This is a genomic window from Microcystis sp. Msp_OC_L_20101000_S702, from assembly GCF_007095705.1.
Classification (GTDB): domain Bacteria; phylum Cyanobacteriota; class Cyanobacteriia; order Cyanobacteriales; family Microcystaceae; genus Microcystis; species Microcystis ichthyoblabe_A.
Genome location: NZ_SFBO01000148.1, coordinates 1 through 21,970 on the forward strand (window position 1 = coordinate 1; position 21,970 = coordinate 21,970).

24 protein-coding genes and 2 pseudogenes are annotated in these 21,970 nt (G+C 40.8%); 16 read left to right on the forward strand and 10 right to left on the reverse strand.

Annotated elements, in window-relative coordinates; genetic code table 11:
• Positions 1-239 precede the first annotated feature (239 nt).
• The 4 genes and pseudogenes from EWV60_RS15940 to EWV60_RS15955 form a co-directional block, all read right to left on the reverse strand.
• Complete coding sequence (locus EWV60_RS15940; protein ID WP_002740925.1) at positions 240-488, reverse strand: DUF2442 domain-containing protein; 249 nt, start codon at positions 486-488, stop codon at positions 240-242.
• A complete protein-coding gene (locus tag EWV60_RS15945; RefSeq protein ID WP_223210954.1) occupies positions 472-753 on the reverse strand; it encodes a DUF4160 domain-containing protein in 282 nt (93 codons plus the stop codon). Before EWV60_RS15945 ends, EWV60_RS15940 begins: the two co-directional genes overlap by 17 nt.
• A 169-nt stretch (positions 754-922) precedes the next feature.
• On the reverse strand, positions 923-1,510 hold the full coding sequence (locus EWV60_RS15950; protein WP_002751737.1) for a Uma2 family endonuclease: 588 nt from the start codon (positions 1,508-1,510) through the stop codon (positions 923-925).
• A gap of 1 nt (position 1,511) precedes the next feature.
• Positions 1,512-1,613, reverse strand: a pseudogene (locus EWV60_RS15955) (CU044_2847 family protein); the annotation flags it as partial.
• Between the two features lie 501 nt (positions 1,614-2,114).
• Here EWV60_RS15955 and EWV60_RS15960 point away from each other — a divergent pair.
• The 3 genes and pseudogenes from EWV60_RS15960 to EWV60_RS15970 all read left to right on the forward strand — a co-directional run bounded on the left by EWV60_RS15960 (position 2,115) and on the right by EWV60_RS15970 (position 4,171).
• Complete coding sequence (locus EWV60_RS15960) at positions 2,115-2,384, forward strand: hypothetical protein (RefSeq protein WP_002778095.1); 270 nt, start codon at positions 2,115-2,117, stop codon at positions 2,382-2,384.
• Positions 2,381-2,800: pseudogene (locus tag EWV60_RS15965) on the forward strand (putative toxin-antitoxin system toxin component, PIN family). Before EWV60_RS15960 ends, EWV60_RS15965 begins: the two are co-directional and overlap by 4 nt.
• Before the next feature lie 345 nt (positions 2,801-3,145).
• Positions 3,146-4,171, forward strand: a complete 1,026-nt coding sequence (locus tag EWV60_RS15970; protein WP_287233294.1) for a hypothetical protein — start codon at positions 3,146-3,148, stop codon at positions 4,169-4,171.
• Between the two features lie 271 nt (positions 4,172-4,442).
• Here EWV60_RS15970 and tadA read toward each other — a convergent pair whose 3' ends face one another.
• The gene (tadA, locus tag EWV60_RS15975) at positions 4,443-4,937 is read right to left on the reverse strand and encodes a tRNA adenosine(34) deaminase TadA (RefSeq protein ID WP_042790306.1); all 495 of its coding nucleotides are present in this window, start codon (positions 4,935-4,937) and stop codon (positions 4,443-4,445) included.
• Positions 4,922-5,239 carry a glutaredoxin 3 gene (gene grxC, locus EWV60_RS15980; RefSeq protein WP_002751734.1) on the reverse strand — a complete coding sequence of 106 codons (318 nt, stop codon included), beginning with the start codon at positions 5,237-5,239 and terminating at the stop codon, positions 4,922-4,924. The genes tadA and grxC overlap by 16 nt, the downstream gene beginning before the upstream one ends.
• 211 nt (positions 5,240-5,450) lie before the next feature.
• Here grxC and EWV60_RS15985 point away from each other — a divergent pair, with 211 nt between their 5' ends.
• The 4 genes from EWV60_RS15985 (at position 5,451) to ccmS (ending at position 8,527) form a co-directional block, all read left to right on the forward strand.
• Entirely contained in the window at positions 5,451-6,011 is a 561-nt protein-coding gene (locus EWV60_RS15985; protein ID WP_287233296.1) for a 5-formyltetrahydrofolate cyclo-ligase, read from the forward strand.
• 244 nt (positions 6,012-6,255) lie between these two features.
• Positions 6,256-6,573 carry a slr1957 family protein gene (locus tag EWV60_RS15990; RefSeq protein WP_002733676.1) on the forward strand — a complete coding sequence of 106 codons (318 nt, stop codon included), beginning with the start codon at positions 6,256-6,258 and terminating at the stop codon, positions 6,571-6,573.
• A 228-nt stretch (positions 6,574-6,801) separates the two neighbouring features.
• Positions 6,802-7,815: an aldo/keto reductase gene (locus EWV60_RS15995; protein ID WP_287233298.1), complete on the forward strand. Its 1,014-nt coding sequence runs from the start codon at positions 6,802-6,804 to the stop codon at positions 7,813-7,815.
• 271 nt (positions 7,816-8,086) lie between these two features.
• Entirely contained in the window at positions 8,087-8,527 is a 441-nt protein-coding gene (gene ccmS, locus EWV60_RS16000; RefSeq protein ID WP_002751731.1) for a beta-carboxysome assembly chaperone CcmS, read from the forward strand.
• Here the strand turns inward: ccmS and nagA are convergent.
• On the reverse strand, positions 8,483-9,634 hold the full coding sequence (gene nagA, locus EWV60_RS16005) for an N-acetylglucosamine-6-phosphate deacetylase (RefSeq protein WP_287233301.1): 1,152 nt from the start codon (positions 9,632-9,634) through the stop codon (positions 8,483-8,485). The genes ccmS and nagA overlap by 45 nt on opposite strands.
• Before the next feature lie 365 nt (positions 9,635-9,999).
• Here nagA and EWV60_RS16010 point away from each other — a divergent pair, with 365 nt between their 5' ends.
• The 3 genes from EWV60_RS16010 (at position 10,000) to EWV60_RS16020 (ending at position 12,298) form a co-directional block, all read left to right on the forward strand.
• Complete coding sequence (locus tag EWV60_RS16010) at positions 10,000-10,794, forward strand: metallophosphoesterase family protein (RefSeq protein WP_287233303.1); 795 nt, start codon at positions 10,000-10,002, stop codon at positions 10,792-10,794.
• A 78-nt stretch (positions 10,795-10,872) separates the two neighbouring features.
• On the forward strand, positions 10,873-11,691 hold the full coding sequence (locus tag EWV60_RS16015; protein ID WP_002751728.1) for a SirB1 family protein: 819 nt from the start codon (positions 10,873-10,875) through the stop codon (positions 11,689-11,691).
• 142 nt (positions 11,692-11,833) lie between these two features.
• On the forward strand, positions 11,834-12,298 hold the full coding sequence (locus EWV60_RS16020; protein ID WP_002740969.1) for a VOC family protein: 465 nt from the start codon (positions 11,834-11,836) through the stop codon (positions 12,296-12,298).
• On the opposite strand, the gene EWV60_RS16025 is transcribed toward EWV60_RS16020, so the two are convergent.
• From EWV60_RS16025 to EWV60_RS16035, 3 genes are all read right to left on the reverse strand, one after another.
• Positions 12,295-13,062 carry a TspO-related membrane protein gene (locus EWV60_RS16025; protein WP_016515158.1) on the reverse strand — a complete coding sequence of 256 codons (768 nt, stop codon included), beginning with the start codon at positions 13,060-13,062 and terminating at the stop codon, positions 12,295-12,297. The two genes, EWV60_RS16020 and EWV60_RS16025, sit on opposite strands and share 4 nt — an antisense overlap.
• A gap of 3 nt (positions 13,063-13,065) precedes the next feature.
• Positions 13,066-13,545: a 3-hydroxyacyl-ACP dehydratase FabZ gene (gene fabZ, locus EWV60_RS16030; RefSeq protein WP_002734156.1), complete on the reverse strand. Its 480-nt coding sequence runs from the start codon at positions 13,543-13,545 to the stop codon at positions 13,066-13,068.
• A gap of 269 nt (positions 13,546-13,814) precedes the next feature.
• Positions 13,815-14,954: a SpoIID/LytB domain-containing protein gene (locus EWV60_RS16035; protein ID WP_002778111.1), complete on the reverse strand. Its 1,140-nt coding sequence runs from the start codon at positions 14,952-14,954 to the stop codon at positions 13,815-13,817.
• A 781-nt stretch (positions 14,955-15,735) separates the two neighbouring features.
• Between EWV60_RS16035 and EWV60_RS16040 the strand changes: the two genes are divergently transcribed.
• From EWV60_RS16040 to hcp, 6 genes are all read left to right on the forward strand, one after another.
• Positions 15,736-18,249: a tetratricopeptide repeat protein gene (locus EWV60_RS16040; RefSeq protein ID WP_287233308.1), complete on the forward strand. Its 2,514-nt coding sequence runs from the start codon at positions 15,736-15,738 to the stop codon at positions 18,247-18,249.
• A 36-nt stretch (positions 18,250-18,285) separates the two neighbouring features.
• Positions 18,286-18,498: a hypothetical protein gene (locus tag EWV60_RS16045; protein ID WP_002760549.1), complete on the forward strand. Its 213-nt coding sequence runs from the start codon at positions 18,286-18,288 to the stop codon at positions 18,496-18,498.
• 305 nt (positions 18,499-18,803) lie between these two features.
• Positions 18,804-19,067, forward strand: a complete 264-nt coding sequence (locus EWV60_RS16050; protein ID WP_193979765.1) for a type II toxin-antitoxin system Phd/YefM family antitoxin — start codon at positions 18,804-18,806, stop codon at positions 19,065-19,067.
• Positions 19,064-19,450, forward strand: coding sequence for a type II toxin-antitoxin system VapC family toxin (locus EWV60_RS16055; RefSeq protein ID WP_002734288.1), 387 nt, complete (start codon positions 19,064-19,066; stop codon positions 19,448-19,450). Before EWV60_RS16050 ends, EWV60_RS16055 begins: the two co-directional genes overlap by 4 nt.
• 281 nt (positions 19,451-19,731) lie before the next feature.
• Positions 19,732-19,827, forward strand: coding sequence for a TPR end-of-group domain-containing protein (locus EWV60_RS23435; protein WP_502705828.1), 96 nt, complete (start codon positions 19,732-19,734; stop codon positions 19,825-19,827).
• Between the two features lie 443 nt (positions 19,828-20,270).
• Positions 20,271-21,899, forward strand: a complete 1,629-nt coding sequence (gene hcp, locus EWV60_RS16060) for a hydroxylamine reductase (protein WP_287233311.1) — start codon at positions 20,271-20,273, stop codon at positions 21,897-21,899.
• Positions 21,900-21,970: the final 71 nt, after the last annotated feature.

The following is a 21,970-nucleotide window of genomic DNA, read 5'->3' on the forward strand; positions in this document are numbered from 1 at the left end:
GAGCGATTGGCTAAAAAGATTATCAAAAGTCTTACAGGCGACATATAAATTCACAGTGCGAATCAAACAAGGCTACAAGGAAGCAAAGGAGCTATGGAAAAATGATTACTGTAGGATTTTAAAAAGGGCGATCGCTATTTCGATCCTCTTATTTTTTTGTGGGGTTTCCTTGGGTTAACCCAACCTAGGATAATTACTATGATTGCTAGGTTCGGTAGGTTTGTTTAAGCATTTAAAATTTAAGCGCCCAATCTTCCTTCTAAAATGCCAATGATAGACAAATCCTCATCTAAGGTTTCCCAATGTAATCCCGTCCCATCACAAATTAACTCAACCTCTGCTAATTGTTCAGAAGTTGCTTTTGATAACCGTTTATTTTTATAGGCAGGAAAACGAATTTCTCTATCGTCTTCTAAACGAATACAAATCCATTTATCTTCAACCCAAACTTTTTGAGCTTTTACTGTGCTTTCATGTACCAAATACATCATGCCATTTCCTCCGTATTGTTTCTAAGTTTTCTGTGATGATAATTTCAGCCCGAACAATTTCTTTAGTTTTCAAACCTTTAGCATAATCCAATTCTAGCGGCTCTAGCCAAAATTTAGCATACCCCCCGCCGCGTCGAACGTGAACGTGCATGGGTTCATTGCCTTCATTAGCATAGAAAAAGAAAACATAGCCTTCCAGTCTGAAAATTTCTGGCATGAGGTTAAAGCTTATTTTGCTGAATTTGACGAAGTGCGATCGCATCGTTTCATAGATTGGGACCTCGGAACGAAACCCAACACCCAACACCTAAATCCGTCTGAATGAGCGATCGCTATTTCGATCCTCTTATTTTTTTGTTGGGTTTCCTTCTTGATCTTGAGAATCGCAATATCAACTGATTTTGGTAGATAATTGAGATTAGATTTAATCATTATTCTTCAATTAAATTAAAATCAATTCGTTGATAAATATCCATCAGTGAAATTTGGAAATCTACAGAATAAAACCTTAAAGCATCCTTGTCTGATTCATAAACTTTAAACAACCATTCTCCATTATTTTGTTGATAAAATTGTTCAACATAATAACGGTATTGATCGATTAAAATATATTCCTTAAAATCAGGAATTGAGCGATAAAATTTAAACTTATCAGTGCGGTCATAATCTCGGGTTGATTTTGATAAAACCTCAACAATGATTAACGCATTAGTTACAGTATTTGTGCCTTTTCCTTCATATAATGGTTTGCCTTTAATCACCATGACATCAGGATAAGTATAAAAGCGATATATTGGCATCCATAACCGGACATCACTCATAAAAGCCCAATAATCTTCATTGTTAATCTTAGTCGGAAAATTTTTATAAAAATTACCAGCAATCAGATTATGATTAGTAGTTGCTCCCGTCATAGGAATAATTTCTCCATCTAGATATTCATTTTTGTATTCTGCTGTTTCTTCTAGCTGACAATATTCTTCGGGTGTATAATACCGTTTTTCGACTTGAACTTGCATACTAACCTCCCTTATCTTGGTTAAATTCCCATTCAATAGCAACTTTAATATTAGCTTGTGTTGAACCTTTTGTCACTAAATAAATCCCCGTTTTACCCCCAACTTGTAACCCAAATCCTCAAGTAACCTGACTGGGTGGACTTACTTGGGAAACTCCCTGTTTAATCGAATTTAATAATAATTGTACATAGTCATTGACAATATTAGTAACTCCTGTTTGAAAAATTTCTGTTCTTTCTTCTATACTCTCGAACTGAATATAAATTTTTACACCATCGGAGGCTTGTATTTCCGTGATTTTTATTGAGATTTTATCCTAACCTCAATTCGTACATACCTACTAATGCTAACCGTTCAGGGGGTGGTTGTCAAGCCGCCATTAGTATTGATTCTGTGGAAGGACTCTCCTGGGGTAGTATAAATGTAGAGGGAGAAACATTACCTGTCCAGATGCGAATCGCCGAGCGCCATCAATTCCAGGATTAGATTCCAAGGTAGCAGGCCGTAGCTTGAAAAATTCGCTAAAATATATATAATTAACTTGATCAGATTATTTATAAAGTCTGTTTAACAGCTAAAGCTAATAAAGTTGATTTTGAAGCCGATGACCAAAGAGCTACTCATAGAAATCAATCGAGAAGGAAACATCGAACTTCCTCCTGAAGTTAAAACCCGCCTCAACCCAGGAGATAAATACATGATTTCCCTGACGGAAGACTCCATCATTCTCAAAAAAGTTCATCAAGATAAAGTCAATCTAGAGCAATTCTTTGAGCGACTAGAAGCAATGGAACCAGATGCCAATCAACCGACTCTGGCTGAGATTAGCCAGATGATTAAAGAAGCTCGCCAAATTAGACGCACCAACTCATGAAAGTTGTTCTAGATGTCAATGTTTTGATTTCAGGATTGTTGTGGGGAGGAGTTCCGGGTAAAATCCTTAAATTAGCTAAAAATCAAAGAATTACAATCTTTGCCTCCCAAAAGATCTTAGCTGATATAGAAGATACATTAGAACGACCCAAACTCCAATCTCGAAAACAATATTGTGGATATACAACAGCATACCTGATGACTATCGTTTAAGAACTTATACAACCTTGTGTTGACAGACTACTAGAAGTTCCTCAACTTAGAGATCCAGATGATGCTGTTATTTTAGCGAGCGCTATAGTTATTCAAGCAGAAGTTATTATTACAGGAGATTTAGATTTACTAACATTACATGACTTTGAAAATATCCCCATCATTACTCCCCAGGAATTTCTTAATCGCTACTTTAATGAGTAGAGAAGAGGAGTAAGGTAATTAATTGACGATTTAAACCGGGAGAAAAGAGAAGTTTGACCGACAATAATTGCTATGATTACTGTAGGATTTAAAAAAAGCGATCGCTATTTCGATACTCTTATTTTTTTGTTGGGTTTCCTTACGTCAACCCAACCTACAAGAGAGTCCGTCGGTTGGGTTGAGCGAATCAATGGGTTAAAGAAAACCTCTCAATTTTAGGGGAAAGGGAAACCCAACAGTCAACACCTAAATCCGTCTGAATAGGCGATCGCTTCTCATGGCTTTTTGTGGGGTTTCCTTGGGTCTATAATACATAGATAACACAACTGACTTGCTTACATATCAATGAAAATTGAACGTAAAACCTATAGAGATGGAAACTTGTATCCTGAAGCCTTCAATTATTTAAAATCTCTTCCAGAAAATATCGATTATCATAAAGCCCATATTGAACGTCATCCACTTTCTATTTACGATCTATCAATACAGAGAGTTATGAAAGCATTGGCTGAAATTTTAGATGAAATAGACCGAATAAATCATGCTTTATTTGATGCTGAAGGTCGTCTCGATTATTCATTAGCGAAACTGCCTATCTTACAAAAAGAATTACTAGAGGCTTTAATGGCTCATATTGATGATTGCTACCGTATTCTTAAGGTTCTCCATCCTTATGATAGTTCCAATCAAGTCAAATATAATGATAAGTGGCTAGATAAGGCTAAAAATCCTGCAAAAAAAGACTTTGAAAATAATATTAAAGATTATAAAAACTTATTGTCCCCTATTGTTAATAAAATCAAGCATAATGGCGGTCAATTACGTTCTATCGTAATTTACTCACGGGATCGCAGAATAGTCACAAAGCCGATCAGGAAAAAAATTCAAATTTTTCCCAGAGATGCTCGTATCGTAGGATATTTCTTGGAAGGAGTTCATCCTAATGGCAATATCGGACCCGATATCGAAATTCATCCGAATGGAAAATCGGCTATTTCTTTAAACCGTGATTTGCGTTATCATTTTGCCAATTTATATCGAATCGGTCGTCATTTAAAGAACGCTATCGTAAAAACCGTACATCACGTCGAGACAATAGACTTGCCGTATCCAGGTTCGATTCGACATACAAGTTGTCAATATGATCTAGAGTCAATTGCAGAGAAAATAAGTAATTTGCCATCTTTGTTTTATCAAAATGAATTTGACAAGGAAACTCCTAATATCCAATTCTATCGCAATCCTAAAGATACGGAGTTAATTCTAGAAACGCCTGGCTCTCGATACATGAATTGGGAGGGAGAAGTAGCAATCTTTTGTCAAATGCAGGTAGATCCTGTTTCTCGTACATATCAACTACCTTATTGGTAAAATCAGAGTAACTCCAGATCAGTAATGCGATAACTATCACCTACCAGGGACAAGCGGCAATCATCAGCACAGAGGGAAGATTAACGATTTCCTGTTCTCATATTACGATCAGTGATCAGCTAGTCCGCATTCAAGTTCTAGTTGAGACAAGGTAAAACGAATATCAAATTCAGATGCACAACAGCTTACCCAATCCGCTTTTAACAGTAGGATTGACTCCTGACTCCTGACTCCTGACTCCTGACTCCTGACTCCTATCTCCCTGACTCCTTTAAACATTTCTTTTTTTCTCAAACCAAGTTTGTAATAATTCCCCCGATTCCTTGGCTAAAATTCCCGCGATTACCAGTAAACGATGGTTAGAAAAAGGACTATCAATAAAATTAGCCACAGTGCGGATAACTCCTGTTTTGGGATCGTCAGCACCGTACACTAATAATCCTAATCTAGCCTGAATAATTGCCCCGGCACACATGGGACAGGGTTCGAGGGTGACGTAGAGGGTACAATCATTTAAGTGCCAATTGCCTAACACTTGACTAGCGGCACGAATCGCCAGAATTTCAGCGTGAGCGGTGGGATCATGGTGTTTTTCCTTGCAATTAGCCCCTTGAGCGATTAAATTGCTCTGTTTATCCACGATAACCGCTCCCACAGGTACATCACCCCGATCCCCCGCAGTTGCCGCTAAATTTAAAGCTAACTGCATCCATTGCCGATGTTTCTCATAGGCTTTTTCGTCAATAGACTTTAGATAGTCCCACATTTAGCCAGTAAATTATCTAATTTTTTCTGACCATCCAAAGCATACAAATCATCACAACCACCGATATGTTCATTATTGATAAAAATCTGTGGTACACTGCGTTTACCGTTAGACCGTTCCGCCATGGCTTGACGAGCGCTTTCATCCCCATCAATCTTGTATTCGGTGTATTTTACCCCTTTCCAACCCAGCAACCATTTAGCACGAATACAGTAGGGACAAGTTGCCCACGTGTAAATTTCCACATTGGCCTTGATATTCTCGTTATAACGCCCAAAAAGCGAGTTAAATAGATTTAGCATCGTTCTTACTAAGTAGTTAGGTGTTAAAAACTGTCCGATGCCCCCCTTATTAAGGGGGGATTAAGGGGGGATCGACACCCCCCTTATTAAGGGGGGATTAAGGGGGGATTAAGGGGGGATCGACACCCCCCTTATTAAGGGGGGATTAAGGGGGGATCCATCTTCAATTTAATTATAACCAGCTACTTACTCTCCTATTTATCTTTATTTTATGGATTCTGCTACCAAAAAAGCCCAATTACGCAAACAACTAATTGCCCAAAGACGATCACTTCCTGAGCATATTTGGCAAGAAAATAGTCAGCAACTTTGCAAAAATTTACAATCTTTACCCCTCTTTCAACACGCTAAAACCATTCTCGCTTACTTCAGTTATCGTCAAGAGCCGGATTTAAGTTCCTTATTTTGTCAACACCATCGCTGGGGTTTTCCCCGTTGTGACGGAGATAGCCTGACTTGGCACTGTTGGACTGCCGACGATCCCCTAGAATTAAATCGTTATGGCATCTATGAACCAACAGCGATCGCTACTCTCATTTTACCGACCGAAGTGGACTTACTGTTAATTCCCGCCGTCGCTTGCGATCGCCAAGGTTATCGCTTAGGTTACGGGGGAGGTTATTTTGATCGTCTCCTACATTCCCCCGAATGGCAAGCTATCCCCTCGATCGGGATTGTCTTTGACTTTGCCTATCTCGATACCCTTCCCCTCGATACTTGGGACCAAAAATTACAGGCAATCTGTACCGAATCGAGAACCGAAATTTTTTAACAATTATTTCCTTTTGTGTGATCGGTTTAACTTATATAGGAGCGATCGATCTTTGTGTCCTTTGTGTCTTTGTGGTTCGTTCTGGTCGTTCGCTGGCACTGTATCTTAGAATACATTTTACCCACCGACTACTCATATATTAAGTTTTATTGAATCCGATCGACCCTTAAGATAGCTTTGCTAGGATGAAGTTCGCATCAAGAGATGTTTAAAGTAATCACCGGAAAAAGTCAACAGGGAAGCAATGAAACACTTTCACGAACCATGGATTCAAGAATGGTGTCAAGAAAACGGCTGGACAGAGCTATTTCTCGAACGCTACAGTAATTATTGGGCATTCCCTCCCAATGCCGTCATGCCAGAACCAATTCCCACCAAAGTGTTACAAAATATTAAGCGTCAAAAAGGTCTATCCCCTGCCGAAAAACTTTGGTTAGGAATGGCGATTGGATTGACTGTGACAGCTTTAATTCTCTGTGTCATCCTCGCTTGTCCTATGCCTATAGTTCTCGCTTTCGCTTTTGATGCTGTCACCGCAGCGCGATTGGAAGTGGAATATTAACCGGGCAAAAATTGAGCAGCAAAAACCCAAAAAGGGGGAGATTTTTGCGAAGGTCTTCCCCTTTGCCGCGTTTTTCCAGACAGGGACGATCGATCTGTCTTGAATCAGTAATCGGTGATCAGTGGTCAGTAGGAGAATAGAATATTAAGTGAGCAGTATTCAATGACAGTTTTCTGCTGTCTTTTCACTGATTACTGATTACTGTTTACTGTTTACTGAAAAGTCCCCATGTCCGAATCTCGTCGCTTACAGTTTACCCCCGATCTGGAAATTTGTCGTATTTTGAACGGAATGTGGCAAGTTTCAGGCGCCCATGGTTCGATCGCACCCCAAAAAGCGATCCCTAGTATGTTCTCCTATCTAGATGCCGGTTTCACCACTTGGGATCTGGCCGATCATTACGGTCCGGCTGAAGATTTTATCGGTGAATTTCGTCGTCAATTAGTCGCTCAAAGGGGTATTGATGCTTTAAATAATCTGCAAGCTTTCACTAAATGGGTTCCCCGTCCGGGTAAAATGACTAAGGAAATAGTCGCAAAAAATATCGCTATTTCCCTGCGTCGCATGGATGTGGATAGTCTCGATTTATTGCAGTTTCACTGGTGGGATTATCGCGATAAAAATTATCTAGATGCCTTATATTTTTTAGGGGAATTACAACAGGAAGGCAAAATTAAACACCTAGCCTTGACTAATTTCGACACGGAACATTTAAAAATTATTCTCAGCGCCGGGATTACAATAGTCTCCAATCAAGTCCAGTTTTCCCTGATTGATCGCCGTCCCCTCGTCAAAATGGCGCAGTTTTGCCAAGAACATAACATCTATCTCCTGGCCTATGGTACTCTAGCAGGAGGCTTATTAGGAGCTAAATATCTCGGTCATCCTGAACCCAATGCCATGAGTCTCAATACCGCTAGTTTACGGAAATATAAAAACATGATCGATGCTTGGGGAAACTGGCAATTATTCCAAGAATTATTAACTGTTCTTAAAGCGATCGCTGATTCCTATCATGTCACCATTCCTAATGTGGCAGTGCGTTACGTTCTTGAACAAAAAGCCGTAGCTGGAGCAATTATCGGGGTGCGTTTGGGTGTTGCTGAACATATCGCAGAAAATGCCCGTATTTTCGATTTTCAATTATCTCCCCAAGACTATCAAAAAATTGATCATGTCTTGGAAAAATCCCGGGATTTATTGCAGTTAATCGGTGATTGCGGTGATGAGTACCGTCGTTAACTGAAAAGGTGAATAGTTCTATCCCTATTCAATCCCTATCTAGAGGAAAAGTTGTCTATAAGTAGGTAGGTGTTAAAAATTCTCAGCTTTCCCCCCTTATTAAGGGGGATTCCCCCGCCTATCGGCACCCCCCTTATCAAGGGGGGCAGGGGGGATCGGCACCCCCCTTATTAAGGACTGATAACGGATAACGGATAACTGATAACTGATAACTGATAACTGATGACTGATAACTGATAACTGATAACTGATAACTGAAAAGAGGCTAATGATGAGATTTGAACAAGCAATACCCGATGATCCCGCTAATCAATGGCGCTATCAATTAGATCAATTTGTGCAAGAAAATCAACAGGAATTAGCCGGTTTAATGTGGGGTTTACTCTCGGAATGGGGAGAAGATGCTCAAGAAACCCTAGGCATCGATCTTAAACCTCAGCCTCATTTTGTCTGTTGTTCTAGGGAGTCCCTAGAGAAATTAAATCGCAAGGTTAATTGTAAAATTCAAGAGATGCTTGGGATTATTTATCGCTATAATCCCAGCGAAGAAGTGGCTATAGTCGCTATCGGTGATGGTCAGGTAAAATTGATTTATTTTCAACCCGATCTTTCTCCTCCTGAATGTTTTGATCGCCTCGAAGTCGATCTTGATACCCTCATTCAACAGTTAGAGTCCAAAATGCTGACGGAAATCCAATCTTTCCCAATTTGATGCCGATTGCCAGCGCAAAAAGTTGGCAGGTTGTCCCACTGATAAACCCGCTAATCCGATCGCTTTTCTGGGGGATTCTGTCGCTAGAAGAATTGCCGTTTCTAAATCACATATTCCCCAGTTAACTAAATTGGCTACTCCTTGTAATAAGGGTAAGGTTGTTCCCGCTAAAGTACCGTCAAAAAGTCTTGCTGTTCCCTGTTTGACTTCAATTTCTCTCTCGTCCCAAGGATAGACACCATCCCCTAAACCAATCGGCGCTAAAGCATCACTAACTAAGAAAATTCCTTGATGATAATTACTGGCTTTTAGTAATAATTCTATCATGGTTGGATGGATGTGTTGACCATCGGCAATTAACCCACAATATACCTCGCGATTGATAATTGCTTCCCCTAATAAACCTGGTTGACGATGATGTAAAGGAGGCATGGCATTAAAGGCATGAGTAACCATTTTTGCCCCTTGGAAAAAGGCTTTTTTGGCTATTTCTTGACTCGCTTGCGAATGTCCTAAACTGACGGTAATTCCTCGATCGCTTAGGTATTTAATCACCGTACCGCTACTATCTAATTCTGGTGCTAGAGTGATAATTTTTACAATCGGTAAGTAGTCCCCAAAAATTTTATCTACTGTTTCTATACTTGGGTTTAAAAGATATTGTCCCGGATGCGCTCCCCTTTTTTCATAGTTTAAAAATGGTCCCTCTAAATGTACTCCTAAAACCTGGGCGCTCGATCGATTTTCCTGTTGCTGTTTTTCGATATATTTGGCAATTACTGAGAGTGATTTTTGAAATTTCTCCACGGACGTGGTGACTAGGGTGGGAAGATAACCATCAATTCCTTGATTCCCCAGATAATCGCTAATATTATCTAATTTTTCTAGATCTGTTATTTCTAAGTCAGGAAATGCTAATCCTAATCCTCCGTTGATCTGTAAATCTACTCCTCCTAAGGATAGCCAATCCCCTTCCATATCGATAATCTTTTCCCCTTTTTTCCTTCCCCCCATCTCCGTGATTCTCTCGATCTTTCCCGCAGCATTTATCTCTATTTGTTGTCGATCCTGATGGGCGGGAATTCTAGCGTTAATTAGGGTTATCATAGCAGCAGAAAACTAATTTTTTTTTATTATAATCTCAAAAAAAAACTTTTTTTTTGATGATGCTTGACAAGGGAGCATTTTTTTGAGATACTTTTTTATACAATGGGAATCTTTGGGTTTGGCGATGAGTGCTGATGTCCAATTATATAAAAACTGATCATAAAAAAATAGTACCATAACCTGACCGCTCTCTGTCCAGAGATTGTAAAAATACTTTACAAAATAATTACAGCCTTTCTCTGGCGGTTCTTAGGAGGGAGTGACTGTCAAAGGGAAAGGCTTGTCCTATAATAAAATTAAGACTATATAAAAACTACTTTTTTAGCAATAAAAGAGTAGCAATCTCAGGGATTAGGGAGGGGTGTATGTTTTTTAGAAACATAGGGAAACAAACTCAAGAACCGCGTCGTATTATTATCGGAGATGTGCATGGCAATTTTCAGGCACTTTTGCGACTATTAAACCGAGTTACTCCTGATAGTGAGGATGAGGTTTATTTTCTGGGGGATTTAATTGATCGAGGAGAGCAGAGCTTAGAAGTGGTGGATTTTGTCATCAAAAATAACTACCAGTGTCTCCTAGGAAATCATGAATATATGCTCTTAAAAGCTTTAGCAGGAAAAGAAGTTTCTGAAAGATGGTTAAACGGTTGGATCGAGAGTGGCGGGGCGGCGACACTACTAAGTTATAATAACAATATACCCGCCGAGCATATCAATTGGTTCCAATCCCTACCCGCTTATTTAGACCTAGGAGATATTTGGTTAGTTCATGCGGGAGTACACCCAGAATATCCCCTTGAACAGCAAACAAACGAGGAGTTTTGTTGGATTAGAAACGAATTTCATACCATGACCCAACCCTATTTCAAGGATAAACTAATTATCACAGGTCATACTTTAACCTTTACCTTTCCTGATGTCAAACCGGGACAACTAGCTCGCGGCAGCGGTTGGCTAGACATTGAAACTGGGGTTTATCATCCCCAAAGTGGTTGGTTAACTGCTTTAGATTGGACAAATCAATTAGTTTATCAAGTGCAGGATCAATCTAAAAATTGTCGCACGATCCCTTTAGAAAAAGCGGTGGTTAATCTAGACCTTGACAAGATTTCTCGTTACTCCTCCGGGGAAAGCTCATCTAAAGCGCTGAATCTTTAATAGTGATCAGAAAAGAGAAGCGATAAAACCAGAAGGATCGGTTAAAATAGTTGATAATCTGATTAATACCCTTTTCTAATGACCCTTGAACTCTTATACCAGGCCTTCATCGAAACAATTCAACATCCTGATCATGAGATAAATCTAGCTCGGGCAGCTCTACAAATAGCCAATTTTGAATATCCCCGTCTCAAGATTGATCACTATTTAAATAGGATAAACTTAATGGCTGACGAGGTAAAAAAACGCCTACCCGATAGATTATATCCTTTAAAAATAGTCAAGGTTATCAATCAATATTTGTTTGAAGATTTACAATTTACCGGTAATACCCAAGAATACTATGACCCCCGCAATAGCTACTTAAATGACGTAATTGATCGCCGCACTGGTATCCCACTCACTCTCTCGATTATCTATTTAGAGATTGCCAAACAGATAGATTTTCCCATGGTAGGAATTGGTATGCCAGGGCATTTTATTATCCGTCCCGATTTCGAGGAAGTAGAAATCTTTGTCGATCCCTTTCACGGTGGTGAAATCCTATTTAAACAGGACTGTCAAGAAAGATTAAGTCAAATTTATCAACAGCCAGTTAAATTAGAAGAACATTTTCTCAATATTGCTACCAATCAGCAAATTTTATTACGTTTGTTGACTAATTTAAAATATATTTACCTGAATCGTCAACAATGGTCTCAGACAATTCGGACAATAGATCTACTACTTTTGCTCATTCCTAATCATCCCCTAGAGCTGCGCGATCGAGGTTTAGTTTACTATCAAATTGGACAACTCAGCCAAGCGCAACAGGATTTAGGCTTCTATCTCGCTCTCCTACCCAACGCTCAAGATGCCGAATCCATTCGACAATTATTGCAAAAAATTAACTCTTAAGTCGCCAATCAGTTATCAGTTATCAGTTAACGGTATTAAATGAGGAGTATTAAATGACATTAATAGTGCTGTCTTTTCACTGATTACTGATTACTGTTCACTGAAAAATCCCCCAATCCTTTACTGATAAATGATAACTAAAATGACTATTAGCCCTTTCGTAACTGCGAAAAAACTCAAAATCGGTCAACTGCGAAAAGTCCATCATATCGCTTTCAACGTCAAAGATATGGATGCCTCTCGTCATTTTTATGGGGAAATATTAGGATTAGAGGAATTAGTGGGGGAAAAAATTCCCAGTACCTTAAAAGAATTAGTTGCCCAGGGAAAAGTGGCGAATTTTATCACCCCCGATGGTACAGTAATTGACCTATTTTGGGAACCAGATTTAAACCCTCCCGACGACAATCCCGAAATCGCTTTTACCCGTGCCAACCATTTAGCCTTCGATATTGCCCCGGAATGCTTCGATTTTGCCCTAGAAGTGCTACAAAGTCAGGGAATTACTATTGCTAGTGGACCCGTAACCCGGCCGACTGGGAGAGGGGTTTACTTCTACGATCCCGATGGCTTTATCGTCGAAATTCGCTGTGATCGGGCATCTTAACGACTCAGAGGGCGAAAATTGCCACGAAAAACCAAAAAAGTTAGGATAATCGCTAATATAATCGCTGTTATCGCAATTAGAGGCAGAGAAATCTGTTTAACAGCGATCGCCAAAAAAGCCCAGATAAACACCCCGATAAAAGCCCGATCTTTTCTTTTTAAACCGACTAAAATCGCGATTATCGCCCCGATAAGCAGAATTATTACCGTCCAGATCTGGTCAGTTAGACCCCATCGCTGCCAGTCGATCCAATCTAGCACCGAAGCGACATTGACAATCGTGGCTACGCTAATCCAAGCGAAATAAATACTAATAGGAGCATTAACTAATAAACCCTGTTTACGATTCACAATCAAGCGATTAATTTCTAAGCGGAGATAAAGCCGGATGAGAGGGATTAAAATGCCTAGCATTGCCAGTAAAGACAGGGTAAAAAAACGCAATTGAAAGAGAATTACCCAGAGAATCTGACAAGCACTAGCGATGGCTAATTCGTAGCCTAACCGACGCAAACGTGGTTCAGTTTTATTAAAAGCCAAAGCTTGGTAAATTCCCAGACTAATTAAACCCAGATAAATTAATCCCCAGATCGCAAAAGCATAATTAGCGGGAACAATTAAGACATCTTGAAAAACTGTATTCGAGATAGCCCCGATATTTTCGCCCTTAAGAGGAAAAATATTAGCGAAAATATTGGTAATAAAAGCCCCTAGAATAGCAAATAAATTTAGTTCTTGTCGGAGACGATCTCGATCAAAATTCATAGGTCAATCAAAGACGGAAAACATCATTTCGCCCTGGGCGGCCAATTGCCCATCGACTCTTGCTTCCCCTTGCATTTTAGCAATTTTATTCATCTTGAAGGATAATAATTCCACCGTCATAATTAATTGATCTCCCGGCACCACAGGACGACGAAAACGGGTTTTATCAATGCCAGCGAAGGCAAAAAATTTCCCTTTCATCCCGGGTAATTGGGTCAAAATCACTCCCCCCACTTGGGCCATGGATTCAACAATTAACACCCCCGGCATCAAGGGACGACTGGGAATATGACCGGGGAAAAAAGGCTCGTTGATCGTGACATTTTTTAGGCCAACGGCTTTTTTACCTGGTACATAGTCAATAATGCGATCAACTAGGGCAAAGGGATAACGATGGGGCAGTAGTTGGCGAATTTCCTCAACGGTAAAGGTAGTTTTTATGACTGGTTCCAACTCGGTTAAGGCTTCGGTAACGATGGTCATGCAAGTCAAAAATTACAAGTTAGATCAGACATTATCTCACAATCAGTTATCAGTTATCAGTTATCATTGATCAGTTATCACTGATCAGATGAACGTAGGTTGGGTTGAAGCATGAAACCCAACGCCAGCATAGTTTACGCTACCGCTAACCCATCCTACAAATAATTGTGCCTCCCTACTTAGCTTAACCAATTAGGTTTTAGATTCGATCCTTGTTATCAGTGATCAGTTCACTGTTTACTGTTGACTGGAAATGGCTGACAGCCTTTTTAATTGGGCATTTCAGTCAAACGAGCATTTTGATAATAATGGCCGAGAATCCGGTCATAAGTCACCCCTTGGTCAGCGAGGGAAAAAGCGCCCCATTGACTTAAACCGATCCCATGACCGAAACCGCGACCATTAATGGCAAAAGTACCGTTATTAGCTGAAATCGTGAATAGGGTACTACGCAGCTCGAGGAATCGCCGTAATTGGGTATCAGAGATTAATTTAGAGCCTTGATCGCCCACTATACGCATTCTAATCACTCGTCCGTGGGGAGTAGTCCTTTCGGGAGATAGCGATCGCACACGACCAACACCACCAATTAAACGGCCTAATTCCCCGGCGCTAAAGTTTTTTGACCACTGGAATACCGGGGCGACTTGGTCGTAATCGACGACACCGCGCAGGTAGGGCAAGGGGGAATTCCAAACATCTTCGACATTTTCCGTATGACCCCCGGAGGAGGAGTGAAACACCGCTAAAATCGGTTTGCCGTTGAAACTCATAATTTGTCCGGCGGTGGCATTAACCGCCTCGTGGGTGCTAGTAAACTCGCTTTCTAGACCCTTATAAACTTGGGTGCGGGTGGTAGTATCGAGATCGTAGATGCGATTGCCGGAAGTGTTCATTTGGTAGAGAGCATAGGTACGCGCCGCCACAGATTGGGCTTTTAAGGCCTCTTGCGGCCAGGAGGGAATCGCCTCCGCACCGACGACACTATAGAGATATTCCTCTAAATCGACTAAATTTAGGGCTGTCACCCCAGAACCTTGCCGAATGATCCTTGTGCGTCCTCGATACCAGCGATCATTAATCCAGACGTAACCATCATTCTCCGGTTCGATGATCAATTGACTGGCCTGCCAATCGGCCAAACCCACCGCTTTTCCTCTGGGATTAGCATTGAGGGCATTCATGGCGGTCAATTCTCCTAGGACTCTCCCGGCCCCATCTTTCACCACAGCATCGGTGGAACTACCCACGGAGACGGCGCTAACACCTTTACTGATGGCAATGCGTAATTCGACAGCAGCTTGGACTGGAGCGATAATCAAAGCCCAAAAAACTAGGATGAGCCAGCTATGAGCAGGCAGGCGCTGCAGGTAACTACCCAGCAGCCTTGCTGTGTGTTTATTGGTCATGGGGGTCGGACTCCTCACACAATCGATCGATAATCAATTTTAACCGGACTGGGATTTTTTGGCTACTCCAGTCTAGAAAAATTTTTCCCCTGTCACTTTTTCCCGATGGTCTGACAATTTTTCTCTCCTCTGGCCCATGAATGGGCAAATTGCCCTATTTTGTCCGATTAATCGGGATTTATTAGGTTTAGTCGATTATTCTAACTAGGTAGGCGTTAAAAACTATCAGATGCCCCCCTTATCAAGGGGGGATTAAGGGGGGATCGGCATCCCCCTTATCAAGGGGGGATTAAGGGGGGATCGGCACTCCCCTTATCAAGGGGGGATTAAGGGGGGATCGGCACTCCCCTTATCAAGGGGGGATTAAGGGGGGATCGGCACTCCCCTTATCAAGGGGGGATTAAGAGGGGATCGGCACTCCCCTTATCAAGGGGGGATTAAGGGGGGATCGGCACCCCCCTTATCAAGGGGGGATTAAGGGGGGATCGGCACTCCCCTTATCAAGGGGGGATTAAGAGGGGATCGGCACTCCCCTTATCAAGGGAGGATTAAGGGGGGATCGGCACTCCCCTTATCAAGGGAGAATTAAGGGGGGATCAAGGACAAAATCTATCTTCAATTTAATTAGAACCACTTACTTACAAGCATCTAAAATTTGTCTTATCATGGCGAGGAGGAAAAATATTCTCACCGGTGAAAAGAAGTCGAATTAATTTTCTACAAATCTTTAGACACACATTCCGCAATCTCAAATCGAAAATCTCAAATCTAAAATAGGCTTATGTGGAATTCTATAATACAATTCTATCAAACTAATAAAGACTGGATTGACAATCTCCTCTCCGGTGCATTAGTGACTGTTGTTCTGGCAATAATCGGTTTCATTTGGTGGTATCGAGAGCAAAAACGAAAAGTCCGAATCATTGAACCGTCCTTACCCTTTACGAAAATTGCCCCCAATAGCAATGTAATCCCGATTATCTACAAAAGGGATGAAAAGGATAAATCTCCTTTAGCGGATCATAATATTATTTACCAACACCGAATGGCTGACCGAAACTTTACTAACGAACTTCTGCAAAATCTGGAGGAAAATCGCTGGTTAATTATTCTCGGACCCACAGGAATCGGCAAAACTAGAGAAGCTGCTGAAGTAGCGCAACGCTTGAATCATGAAGGCTGGACGGTATTAGTATTAAAGTTAGGAGAATGGTTAGAGCGACCTGAAAATAAACAATTAGAGGCGATCGGAACAGATAGAAAATTACTATTTTTCCTCGATGATCTTAACTCATATATGCGCCGCAGTTTGAAAATCGACCAAAATCCCCAAGCAAAAGATAGTCCTCTTGCGGCGATTAATATTCCCTTACAAGAACGACTATTAAAAACCCTAGAAGCTTATGAAAACCATTGTACTCGTCCCGAAGAAGTGCGAGTAATTGCCACTGCGAGAGATGAAAAAGAACCCGAATTACCGGGACAACCGAGTGAATGGGATAAGTTACAGTGGGACAAATACCCAAAACTGTGGAACCGTTTTCACTTGGTAGAATTGCCATCACCGGAAGACGGTGCAATTGTCGAATTATTGCAGGATACTATCCCGCAAACCAACATTAAAGCTGAAACTGACTACAGCAGCATTGCTGCCTATAATGATTCTACCTTTCGCAATGTGGTAGAAAATCTGGTGCGCCTTGACAACCGACAATTACCCCTCAATCCTGCCAACTATCAAGCTACTCTACGAGGCAACTGGAAAAAACGTTATCAGGATGCAATTAAAAGGGATACTCTGGCGAAATATATCTATGCTGCGGTGGATTTGTTGCGCCAGTGTAATATTTCCTTAGAGCCGTTTATTGTTGAACCCACTGCCAGATTTATCGCCAAGGGAAATATGTGGCAACAACTCTGGTATCGCTGGAAAATCAAGCAAAGTTTGGCTGATTTAATTGCCAGAGAAAACATTTTAGAACCTCGCGACGGACAAATTGAAGCCAAGGGAAAGCAGGTAGAATTAAATGACTATTTGCGTCCTCTAAAACAGTTAATTTGGCAGTTATTTGAAGAAAAACCTCTTGAAATGTTGCCTTCTCTAGCAGGATTTACTCTTAAACTATATGAATTAAACCGCTATCGAGATGCCTTAAAAGGGTTCAACCGTCTAGTTAGTTTGCTACCTCAATGGGAAGACGGTTGGTTTTATCGAGGTAATACTTTTGTTTATCTTGAACAATACCAAGAAGCGATCGCATCCTGGGATCGAGCTTTAGAAATTAAACCCGATAAGCATGAAGCTTGGAACAACCGAGGGGTTGCGTTAGGTAATTTAGGCAGATTGGAAGAAGCGATCGCATCCTGGGATCGAGCTTTAGAAATTAAACCCGATGACCCTGATGCTTGGAACAACCGAGGGAATGCGTTATATAATTTAGGCAGATTGGAAGAAGCGATCGCATCCTGGGATCGAGCTTTAGAAATTAAACCCGATGACCCTGATGCTTGGTACAACCGAGGGGTTGCGTTAGGTAATTTAGGCAGATTTGAACAAGCGATCGCCTCCTGGGATCGAGCTTTAGAAATTAAACCCGATGACCCTGATGCTTGGAACAACCGAGGGGTTGCGTTAGGTAATTTAGGCAGATTTGAACAAGCGATCGCATCCTGGGATCGAGCTTTAGAAATTAAACCCGATGACCCTGATGCTTGGTACAACCGAGGGGTTGCGTTAGGTAATTTAGGCAGATTTGAACAAGCGATCGCATCCTACGATCGAGCTTTAGAATTTAAACCCGATAAGCATGAAGCTTGGAACAACCGAGGGAATGCGTTAGATGATTTAGGCAGATTTGAAGAAGCGATCGCATCCTACGATCGAGCTTTAGAATTTAAACCCGATGACCCTGATGCTTGGAACAACCGAGGGAATGCGTTATATAATTTAGGCAGATTGGAAGAAGCGATCGCATCCTTTGATCGAGCTTTAGAAATTAAACCCGATTTGCATGAAGCTTGGGATAGTCGAGGAGCTGCTTTAACTTTTATGGGACGATATAAAGATGCACTAGAATCTTGTGATCGTGCTATTAAAATTAATCCAAATTATGCTAATGCTTACTACAATAAAGCTTGCTGTTATGGCTTACAAAATAATGTGGAATTAGCTATCGAAAACTTACAACGCGCCATCAATCTTGATGTCGAATATCAGGATATGGCGAAAACAGATAAAGATTTTGAGCAGATTCGGGGAGATGAGCGGTTTCAGAGTTTCCTAAATCGAGTATAATAATATATATTTGTATTTTAGCTAAGGAGATATTCTATGACTAACACCTACACAGCTATCATTCAGCCAGACGGAGATTGGTGGATTGGTTGGATAGAAGAAATTCCGGGAGTTAACTGTCAAGAAGCATCTCGTGATCAGTTATTAGAAAGCCTAAAAATTACTCTTAGCGAAGCATTAGAATTGAATAAACAGGAAGCAATTTCCGCTACTAGGGGAAACTACCAAGAAGAGAAAATTGTTGTATGAAACGCAAACAGTTTATCGATCACGTCCTGTAGGGGCGAAGCATTCGGATAGGAAATCTACGGTTTCAGCGATAAGTTATTGCCCGAATCTTCGCCCGTACTTTTTCAGCAAGTCCTAGCCATTCTTGGTAGTTTAACCCCCAATTAAATAAAAGATCTGCGATTCCAAGACATACCGGAGTGATAATTATCACAATTGGGTAATTCAGCAATGGGAAAAAGTTGCCAACCCTTTATTAACTTGTGAGGCAGTTATCACTGAATCCTGTTTTATTTTGTGAAGTAAATAAAGAGAGAAAATTATTCATGTCAAACAAAATTATTGATCTCAATCAAGTACAGTTAACTTTACAAGAACTACTTGCCTTAATAAAGGTAGATACTGAAATTATTATAACCGAAGGAAACAAGCCTGTAGCTCGTCTAATTCCTTGGGGAGATACTGAAAAAACAACGTCTGAAACTCCTTCTCCTAAGTTACGACAACCAGGACTACACGCTGGAAAAATTAGGACTAGCGAAGATTTTGATGAGCCACTTCCTGAAGAATTTTGGACAGGTGAATCATGAAATTTCTTTTAGATACCCATACATTTATTTGGTGGGATAGCGAACCAGAAAAACTCTCTCAAAGAGCTTTAGAACTGTGTAGAGATCCTAGTAATACGCTATTACTTAGTATTACAAGTATTTGGGAAATGCAAATCAAACTACAACTAGGTAAACTATCACTCAAGATACCTTTAGCAGAAATGATTAATACTCAGCAGGAAACTAACCAAATTGGCCTTTTATCAATTACAGTCAGCCATGTTTTAGCTTTAAATACTTTACCTAACATCCATAAAGATCCATTTGACCGCTTGTTAGTTGCTCAAGCTAATCTTGAAAATGCTAGACTGATTAGCCATGATTCAATATTAGCAAAATATCCTGTTCAGATAGATTGGTAGATAGGACTTGCTGAATAAATGTTAAATATAGACGAGGTAAGAGTTTTAGGGTTCTGTTTTGCTCTCACAGGTGCAAGATTTTGAGAGAATCGTCGTTCAAAACCTTGCGTCTTCATCGGCCCGCGTCCTGTAGGGGCGAAGCATTCGGACAATAACCTATCGGTGAAACCGTAGACAATTAAATAAAAGATCTGCGATTCCAAGACATACGGAAATTAGGGATATTCTCGCTAATAAAATCTGCAAAGATATCGGAATACCACTAATCAAATAAATCGTTCATCAGTCTTGATGTCAAATATCAGTATCTGGCAAAAACAGATAAAGATTTTGAGCAGATTCGGCGAGATGAGCGGTTTCAATCATTGCTAAGTTAAGTAAATAACAAAAGAGATAACTATCTATGTCGAAAGCAATCCCATCATCACAGTTAGGCGATAATAACTCTTAAGTTCCAACTTTCTATCCTAATCAGGAGACCGATTGCTATGACACTGGCAAATACCCACCTAAAAATCGAAAATTTCGCTCATTATATCATAAAAATCACAAAAAATACTTAATTTACTTAAGACAACTAAATAATTGTTTAATCGGTAATTCTTGAGGAAATCTAAAATCAGAACCCAACTGGCAAAAAAAGTGAGAGAATAAAAACATAGTTCAGAGAGTAGAGGCTGTCAAGACAAGCTTTCCAGTCGTAAAATCCATAATTCCTGCCGGGTGAGGGCCGATAACTAACTTTCAAAAAAGCAGAATTAAATTTAGTAGAAAAAAATCGCAACAATCTGTCAATCTACTGAAAAAAGAGAGAAAACTTATGTTTTGTGAACAATGCGAACAAACCGCTAGTGGTAATGGTTGCCATCAGTGGGGAGCCTGTGGAAAAAGTCCCGAAGTCAACGCCGTTCAAGACTTATTAGTTTATTGTTTGCGGGGATTAGCATCGGTGGTTTTAAAAGCCAAAGAAGCGGCAATATCTACTCGCGAAGCCGATATTTTTACCTGCGAGTCGCTTTTCGCCACCATGACCAATGTGAACTTCGATCAAAGACGTTTTACCGATTATATTCAGCGTTGTTTAGAGATTCGGGAAAATTTAAAAGCACAATTGGGATCGCTGGACTGGTCTGCACTTGCCAAGTATCAGCCTAATTTTAATGAGAGCCTAGTCAGCCAAGGTCAAGAAGTATCCTTAGAACTAATTGAAAAAGTACAAGACCTCGATATTTTTTCCCTAAAGTTAACCGCTATCTACGGAGTTAAAGGTCTTGCTTCCTATACTTTCCACGCTCAGGAATTAGGTCAAGAGGATGACTCAGTTTATCAGGTTATCCAAGAGACTTTAGCGGCAATTGATCGCAGTGATTTAAACCTGAATGATTGGGTGGCAATCTGTCTAAAAGTTGGGGACGCAAACCTGCGAGCCATGGAATTATTAGATCAAGGTCATACCGAAACCTACGGTCATCCCATACCGACAAATGTTCCCTTAAATCCGCGTCTAGGTAAAGCCATTTTAGTCTCCGGCCATGATATTAAACAATTAGCGGCTTTACTGGCACAAACTGCCAATACTGGGATAACAGTCTACACCCACGGAGAATTATTACCCGCCCACGGTTATCCAAAACTCAAAGAAAAATATCCCCATCTCTACGGTCATTATGGCACCGCCTGGCAAAATCAAACTAAAGAATTTGCTAAGTTTCCGGGGGCAATAGTTTTAACTACTAATTGTCTCATGCCCCCCCACGAAAACTATGAAAGTAAACTCTTTACCCTCGGACCTGTGGGTTATGCCCATATTAACCGCTTAGAAACAGTGGACGGTGCGATCGATTTTAGTCCCGTGATTGCTAAAGCGCAATCATTGCCCGGATTTACTGAAATAAGCGAACCTCGGCAGGTAATGGTGGGATTTGCCCACAATACCGTTCTCAGTGTCGCTGATACGGTGGTTAATGCCCTTAAACAGGGTAAAATCCGTCACTTCTTCCTAGTTGGCGGCTGCGATGGGGCAAAACCCGATCGCAATTACTACACCGAATTCGTGGAACAAGTTCCCGAAGATTGCATCGTTTTAACCCTTGCCTGTGGAAAATTCCGCTTTTTCGACAAACAATTAGGTAGCATCGAAGGATTACCCCGGCTGATGGACGTGGGACAATGTAACGATGCCTATAGTGCCATCAAAATCGCCCTAGGATTAGCCAACGCTTTTAACGTTAGCGTCAACGAGATTCCCCTCTCCCTAATTATCTCTTGGTACGAACAAAAAGCGATCGCTGTACTGCTCACCCTGCTGCATCTAGGTATTCAAAATATCCGTCTGGGACCAACTTTACCGGCATTTATCTCCCCTAACGTCCTCAAATTCCTCTCCGATACCTATCATCTGCAGCCGATTACCACCCCCGCAAAAGACTTAGCCGCTTGTCTAGGTTAAAACTTTCTGTAAAAATCCCACCCTCGGCCACAAATTGTGGCCTATGGGAAGGAGAGGGATATTATCCTCAA